General features: G+C 66.5%; 2 protein-coding genes. Both read right to left on the bottom strand.

Translation table 11 applies throughout. The annotated features are described in order from the left end of the window. A partial coding sequence (locus ACXWUF_RS14535) for a type I polyketide synthase (RefSeq protein ID WP_458495367.1) occupies positions 1–3,859 on the bottom strand: 3,859 nt, incomplete at its 3' end. Positions 3,860–3,861: 2 nt separating this feature from the next. After that, the coding region (locus ACXWUF_RS14530; RefSeq protein WP_458495366.1) for a beta-ketoacyl synthase N-terminal-like domain-containing protein at positions 3,862–8,042 on the bottom strand (4,181 nt) is incomplete at its 5' end.

Raw genomic sequence — 8,042 nt, 5'->3', positions numbered from 1 at the left:
GAATTACGCCATCCAAACGGCCATATTCGGCCCGCACCAGGTTCAGCACCGCCGCCATTTGCGCCACGTCGCCCACGTCGGCGGGGAAGTAGGCCACTTCCGCCCCCAACTCGTTCAAGCGCCGGAGCTTGGCTTCTTTCCCGGCATCCAGCGGCGAGCGCCCGACCAGAATCAAGGTCGCTTCGCCGCGCTGGGCAAGCAGGCTGCCGATGCGGAACCCCAGCGCCCCCAGCCCCCCGGCCAAGAGATAGACGCCGTTCCGCTTCAACATCGGCGCTTGGCCCGCGAGGCCGGACAGCGGGCGCAGCGTCCGCCGGTAGCATTCGCCGTCGCGATATGCCACGACCCGGCAGCTTTCCCTCGAGTCCCGCTCCTCCAGCATCAGTAAGCGGGCGGCTTCGTCGGGGGAAGCCTCTTCGGCCAAGTCCACGGCGACCGCCGCGACCCGGCGATTTTCCTCGGCCACCACGCCCAACAAGGCCGCGAGGCCGCTGTGGGCGAACCCCAAGGCGCGGTCATCCTCCCGCACCGCCCAAGCGTCCCGCGTCACCGCCAACAGCCGCCAATTCACCCCCGCCGAATAGCGGGCCAGGGCTTTCGCCAACAGGAAGCAGGCGATGACGCCGCGTTCCTGAATCGCCTCCAGATCATTGGCGGTGAGAATATTCACGGTGGGAGTGGGCTTTAGCCCACGATCCGGGCCATCTGTCGTGGGCTGAAGCCCACTCCCACGATGCCCCAACAGCGGGGATGACAAGCCGCCCGTCGCCAAATAATGGACGATGACCATGCCGACCAGCCGACCGTCCGCCTTCAAGTCGGCCAGAAGGCGCTCGTAATCGGCGGCGTCGGCGGGATTGAAGGCGTAGGTGTGAGCGTCGATCCGCCCGAATTCGGCCCCCGGCAGAATGGTCACGGGCGCGACGCCAGCGGCCCGCAGCCGCCGCGCCAAGGCTTCATGCAGGCCCGCGCTGTCCGCGAAAATCAGCCGCAACGCCGCGTCCGGCCCGGCGGGCGGTTCGGGCGCGTCGTCCCGGACCCAGACGGGTTCGAGAAAACTGATGCCGCCGATGGATTCCGCCTCCGGCGCGGTTGGGCGTGCCGACACCTGCGGTTCATCCAGCCAGAAATGCTCCCGCTGGAAGGCATATTTCGGCAGGCTCAGCGGGGTGTGCGGCTCGGGCGGGACGATTTTCGCCCAATCCAAATCGACGCCGCGCCGCCATAAATTCATGAGGGCTTGTTCAATATCCTCATCGGCGAGGCGGGGCAGGGCCAGCAGGTTGGCGTCCCGACAGGTCGGCGCGTCCTCACCGATAGCCAGCAGGGCGGGATAGGCGGCGGGTATTTCCACCTCGGACAGCGCCTCTCCCCGCCGCAGCCAATCGGCCACGTCGGCGATTTCCGTCAAGCCGGTGTTGCGGGCCGCTAGCAAGGGGCCGGGGCGGGTCAGCTTGTGCTTGGCGGCTTCCATGGCGGCGGCGAGGCGGTCCAAATCAACCGGCCCGCCGCTCAACCACAAGAGCGCCTCATCCTTGCTCAGGGCATCGTCGGCCACCCAATCCACCAACTCGGCGACGGGCGCGGCCAGCCGTTCGGCCCCGGTCCGCAAGTCCCATTTATCCCCCAGCCGTCGCAGACAACTGGCGATGACCACCACCCGCAGCAAGCGCGGGTGGCTCTCCGCCTCGTCCGTCAGCAGGGCGCTCACGGAAGAACCGACCTTGTGCAGCGCCTCGTGCCACTGATCCAGATAGCTTTTGAAGGTCCGTTGGTGTTGCCACAGGGCCAGGGCTTTGTCGCGGCAATGCCGGTCGATGGCCTCATCAACTTGGGCGGTTGCGGCCAGTTCCCTAAGGTAATCTGCATCCACCCGCAGCGGGCGGCGGAGGGTTCCGGCCACCGGATCGAAGAATGGCAGGACCGGGCGCTTCAAGCGTTGCGGGCTGTCGTGGTCGCGCCGCAATAGGAAGGCCAGGGCCGCTTCCAAAGACAGCGACCCCGCGCCCACCACGCTGGTAAGGAAGCCCGTGCCCCGGCCCGCCAACAGCGCGGGCCGGAAGCCGCCATCCCGCACAAACTGGTAGAAGGCCCATTGCGCCACCAGCCGGTTGGCCTTGGCGAGTCGGGATTCCGCCACCGGGCCTTGCGCCAGCGCGGCCCGCAACGCCTTGTGACCCGTGACCATGGACTCCCGCCAAACGGAGAACGGTCCCGGCCCGGAGACGCTGTCGGCATCCTGGGCCAAGTCCAGGCCGGGCATCTTGTCCCCGAAAGCCAACGCCCACGCGCCGGGCCGCATGGGGCTGGATTCCGGTGCCGACGGCCAGTCGCGCAGCAGGGCCAGGATGTCGTCCTGGTTTCGGACGAATCCGCCTTGCCGGACTTCGAAGCTCTGTCGGCCCGTGATGAGGGTCCGGCAAATATCGCGGGTGTCCAGCGCGGAGAAATCTGGACTTGCGGTGAAGCGCAGCCAGTCGGCCCGCAGCGCGGCGAGGCTGTCTTGGGTCCGAGCCGACAGCAGGAAGGGCAGGGGATAGTCCAGCGGCTCGGCCTGCGCTTGTGGAACGGGCGGCGAATAGCTCTGCAAAATGGCGTGGGCGTTGACCCCGCCGAAACCGAACGAACTGACGCCCGCGCACAGCGGTTCCGGTCCCTCCCACGGTCCCCGCTCCCGGCAGACCCGGAACGGCGTGGCCTCGAAGGGAATCAGCGGGTTGAGGGTTTCGACATTAAGGGTTGGCGGGATGGCCCGCGCCCGCATCATCAACAGGACTTTAATCAGCCCGGCGAGGCCCGAAGCGGCTTCCAGATGACCGATATTGGTTTTCACCGAGCCAATGCCGCAGCCTTGCGGGGCCGCGCCCTGGGATTGGAAGGCCCGCGCCAGGGCTTCCACTTCGATGGGGTCGCCCAAAGACGTGCCGGTGCCGTGGGCTTCCAGATAGCTGATGTGGTTCAGCCCAATACCGGCTTCCTGGGCGGCGGCGGTGATGGCGGCTTGCTGAGCGGCGAGACTGGGCGCGGTGATGTGGGCGGCCCCGGCATTGTGGTTCACCGCCGTGCCCTTCACCACGCCGAGGATGCGGTGGCCGTCGCGGAGGGCGTCCGCCAGCGGTTGCAGCAGGATCACCGCCACGCCTTCCCCCGCCACATAGCCGTCGGCACCCTGGTCGAAGGTCTTGCAGCGGCCTTCCGGGCTGAGCATCCCGGCTTTGGAGAAGGACAGGGTTTTCCAAGGGTGCAAAATCAGGTTGCAGCCCGCCACGAAGGCATAATTTTGGCTTCCCTCCCGCAGGGCGCGGCAGGCCGTGTGCAGGGCCACCAGCGACGCCGAACAAGCGGTGTCGATGGCAAGGCTTTCGCCGCGCAACCGCAGGAAATGGGAAAGCCGGTTGGCGAGCAGGGCGGAATAATTGCCCAGGCAGGAGTAATGGCTGGTTTGCTCCAGGCGCGGCGCGGCCAGTTGTTGGTAATCGGTCGCCATCACGCCCACGTAGACGCCGGTCGCCTTGGCCTGCAACTCAGGCAAAGGGACGGCGGCGTCCTCCAGGCAGTGCCACGCCTCTTCCAACAGCAAGCGCTGCTGGGGGTCCATCTGTTTGGCCTCGACGGCGGGGATGTTGAAGAAACGGTGATCGAAGCCGCCCACCCCGTCCAGGAAACCGCCCCATTTCGACACGGCCTTGCCGGGCGCGGTGAGGTCGGTGGCGTAGAAGCTGGCCGCGTCCCACCGGTCGGCGGGCACTTCCCGGATGGCGCTCACGCCCTCCCAGAGGTTCTGCCAGAAAGCGTCGGGACTGTCGGTGCCGGGAAAGCGGCAAGCCATGCCGATGATGGCGATGTCGGCCTTGTTCATGCTTATCCTGCCTTGTTCAATCGGCGCAGCCGGTAGAAGGTTTCCTGGCGGTTCGGCTCAGCGGTCAGCGGCGGGGCGGCTTCCCGTGGTGGCGGCGCTTCCGGCGGGGTCCGGGCGAGGCCGAGCCGTTCGGCGATCAGTCCCGCCATCTGCCGGACGCTGGAATGCTCGAAGATGTCCGCCGCCGTGATGGGCACGAAACGCTCCTCGATCTCCGTCACCAGTTGCACCGCCAGCATGGAATTCCCGCCCAGTGCCAGGAAGCTGTCGTCATCGCCCACCCGCTCCAGGTCGATGGACAGCAATTCCGCGTACACCGTCCGCAACTCGGCCATGATGGATTGCGGCGAGCGGGTCGGCTGGGTCGGCTGGTCCGAGGCGGGCCGCGTCGTCAGTGGCACCGGGTTATCGCGGGCCGCTTCCATGGACGCCGCCGGATTCGCGGCCAATTCCGCCAGGGTTGTTTCAAACAGGCCCAGCAGCCGTTCGATGCGGGTCCGCTCGAACAGATCGGTGTTGTACTCGCAGATGACGTGGAAGCCGTCGGGCGCCTCGAACCATTCGAAGCGCAGGTCCAGCATGGCGCTACGGTTGAGGGCGCGGTTGTTGTAGAACTCGGCGCTGAGCCGGTCGTTGATCCGCGCCGGGCGGTGCGGCGGCAGGTGGTTGACGTGGATGTTGTAGATGGGGTTCACGTTGGCGGGGCCGCGTGGGGCCATGGGAATCATCTCGTCGAAGGACAGCGCCTTATGAATCAACGCTTGCTCCACCGTATGCTTGGTGCGTCCCAGCACGTCCTCGAAGCGCTGCCCCGGTTCCACCGCCATCACCAGCGGGATGAAGTTGGTGAAGTCGCCGATCACGTCCTCGAAGTCGCGCCGGTCGCGGTTCTGCACCGTGGTGCCGACCACCCAGCGCCGCTCGCCGGTCCAGCGCCCCATCACCACGGCGAACACCGCCAACAGGCCGACGAACAAAGACGCGGGGCGGCGGCTCAGCCAGCCTTTCAATGCCTCGACCGGGCGGGCGTCAATCACCCGCACGATGGAATCCCCGGCAAAGCTGTTCGCCACCGGGCGCGGGCGGTCCAGGGGCAGGGGCGTGATGCCGGGGGCGTCGCGCAGCACCGCCCGCCAATAGCCGCGCTGGTCCGCCAGTTTGGCGCGGCGCTGGCCTTCCTCCAGGGTGAATTCCACATACTGGGCAATCTCCCGGCGGCTGGGTTGTTGCCCGGCGCGGAGGGCCTCGTAGTCCTCGAACACCTGCCGCAGGAAGGGCTCGAAAGCGTAGCCATCGAACAGCACATGATGGGCCGTGATGAGTAACACATGCTCGTGCGCGGCCAAGCGGACTAGGCGCAAGCGCACATTGGGGCCGGTCTTAGGATTGATGGGCGTGGTGCTTTCCTCGGTCATGAGGTAGTCCAAACGGATGCGGGCTTCCGCTTCCGGCAGCGCGGAAAAATCCTCCACCGGGATGTCGCCCCGCCAGGGCGTCGGCGCGATGACCTGTACGGGCTGGCGGTGCAGGGACGGATACACCGCCCGCAATACCTCGTTGCGGTCCATGGCGAGACGCAAGGTTTGGTCCAGCGCGGCCACGTCCAACTCGCCCGTGAGGTGGATGGACATGGGGTTGATGTAGGCCGACTTCTGCGTCTGCAACAGGGACAGCGTCCAATAGCGCTTCTGGCAGGCGGACAGGGGTTGGAATGACCGGCCCGCCAGATAACGGGCCAGCGTTCCCTTGGCCCCGGATACCGCCGCGAGGGTAGCCGTGTCCAAGGTCGACTCGGCGCCCCGCAAGCGCAGTTCGCCGCCGGGCGCATCCAGCGCGATGCCTTTGCCCACCAGTTCGGCAATCAGGCGCTCGATTTCGGACTCGGTGCGGGGGGCTTCCGGTTCGCCATCCAGGGGCAGGCGGATGTCCCGCAACTTAGTGGAGACGGTTGTGGATGCGGCATCGCCGCCCGCCGCCGCCAGCGCTTCCGCCAGCCGTTGCAGGGTGTTCAACTCGGCCATGCGGGCGGGATTGAGGTCGAAGCCGTGGCTTTCCTTGAGGCGATTCCTGATCCGCATCAAGACAATGGAGTCGATGCCGTAGCTCAGCAGCGGCTCCGCCGGGTCCAGCTTGGCGGGTTCCAGTTCCAGCAATTCGGCGACGACATGGGTCAGGCTTTCTAGTGTGTTCTTGGTTTTAGTCGCCGGCTGAGCTTGTAGGGGCGCATTCATTCGCCCCGTATCATTCCCCAGGGGGCGAATAAATTCGCCCCTATCACCGATTTGAAAATCTTCCGGGGCGGGCTTAGGAATTGTGAGCGCCGACTCGGCAAACCAGCACACCCGCCGCTCGAAGGGATAGGTCGGCAATTCCAGCGGTGTCCCCGTTCCGGTCTGCGGCCAGGGCACGTTGGCCCCCCGCACCCACAGGGCCGCGATCCGCTCCCAATCCCCGGCGTCCACCAGCGCTTCAAGCCGGGCCGGGAGGTCCGGGGCGGCGAGGGGATCATAAGCAGCGGGATGCAATTCCCGGCGTCCCGCGTACAAGGTGTAGGCGGCGGGATCGTTGAACCCGGCCAGATAATCATCCAGGGCTTGGCGCAATCCGGCTTCGGTGCGGGCCAGGATGGCGAGGCGTTCCGCCAGCGGCTCGCGGTGGGATTGCAGCGTCCCGGCCAGCCGGTCCAGGGAGACATTCTCAATCTTGCCCAGATAGGCCCGCAGTCCGGCCACCTGTCGCCGCAGGGCGGACGAATCGCGGGCCGACAGCGGAAAGCACAGGACATTTCCCGTCGCGGTGGGGCTGTCTTCCGCAGCCGGGGCGGAGGCCGGGTATTCCTCGACAATCAACTGAACATTGGTGCCGCCGATGCCGAAGGAATTGATGGCGGCGCGGCGCGGGTAGGCCACCTCCGCGCCGTTTTCCCGCAGCACGCGGCGGGGCCATTCGCCGGTTTGTTGGGGCAGGTAGAAGGGCGAATCCGCTAGGTTCACATCCGGGTTGGCCGGTTCGGCGTTGATGCTGGGAACCAGCTTGCCATGCCGCAATTGCAGCAGCACCTTGGTCAACTGGGAAATGCCGGAAGCGGGTTCCAGATGGCCGATGTTGGCCTTCACCGAGCCGATGGCGCAGAACCGCCGCTCGTCGGTGAACTGTTGGAAGGCCCGGTTCAGCGCGTCGATTTCGATGGCGTCGCCCACCGGCGAGCCATTGGCGGCGACTTCCACATAGCCGAGGGTGCGGGGGTCCACCCCGGCGTTCCGCAAGGCGCGGACGATCAAGTCGGCCTGCGCCTTCGGGTTGGGCACGCCGAAGCCATTGGTCGCCCCGCCGTGGTTGGCGAAGCTGCCCCGGATCACGCCCAGGATGCGGTCCCCATCGCGTTCGGCCAGGGCCAAGGGCTTGAGCAGCACCGCGCCCACGCCTTCGCCGGGCACATAGCCATCGGACAGCCCCAAACTACGGCTGCGGGGCTGGCTACCCAGCACGCCGATTTGGTTGAGTCCCAGGTACTTGCTGGGATGCAGCAGCAGGTTGACCCCGCCCGCCACCGCCATCAGCGACTCGCCCCGGCGGATGCTTTCGCAGGCCATGTGCAAGGCCAGCAAGGACGAAGAACAAGCCGTATCCACCACGAAGCTCGGCCCCCGCAAGTCGAAGAAATAAGAGGTCCGGTTGGCGATGGTCCAGTGGTGGATCATGGAGTACAGGGCGCCCGTGTCGTGATCGGGATGGACGTAGGAATATTGGGACGCCATGGCCCCCACGAACACGCCGATGCCCAACCCGTGTTCATCCTGGAGTTGCCGCAGCCGCGCCCGAGGATAGCCCGCGTTCTCGAAAGTCTGCCAGGCCGTTTCCAGGAACAGCCGCTCCTGGGGGTCCATGGTTCGGGCTTCCACCGGGGGGATGTTGAAGAGCAGCGGGTCGAACTTATCCACATCGCGGATGAAGCCGCCCCACTTGCTGCAACTCTTGCCCAGCTTGCCCTTCTCCGGGTCGTAGAACCGGCTGGCGTCCCAGCGTTCCGGGGGGACTTCGGTGATGCAGTTCCGGCCAGTTTTCAGATTCTCCCAGAGCGCATCCAGATCGTCGGACTGGGGATAACGCCCGCTCAGGCCGATGATGGCGATGCCGGTGTCCGTGGGAGTGGGCTTCAGCCCACGATCCGGCCCGCTGGTCG

The organism is Methylomagnum sp. (assembly GCF_054333355.1).
This window is presented reverse-complemented; position numbering and strand designations above follow the sequence as displayed.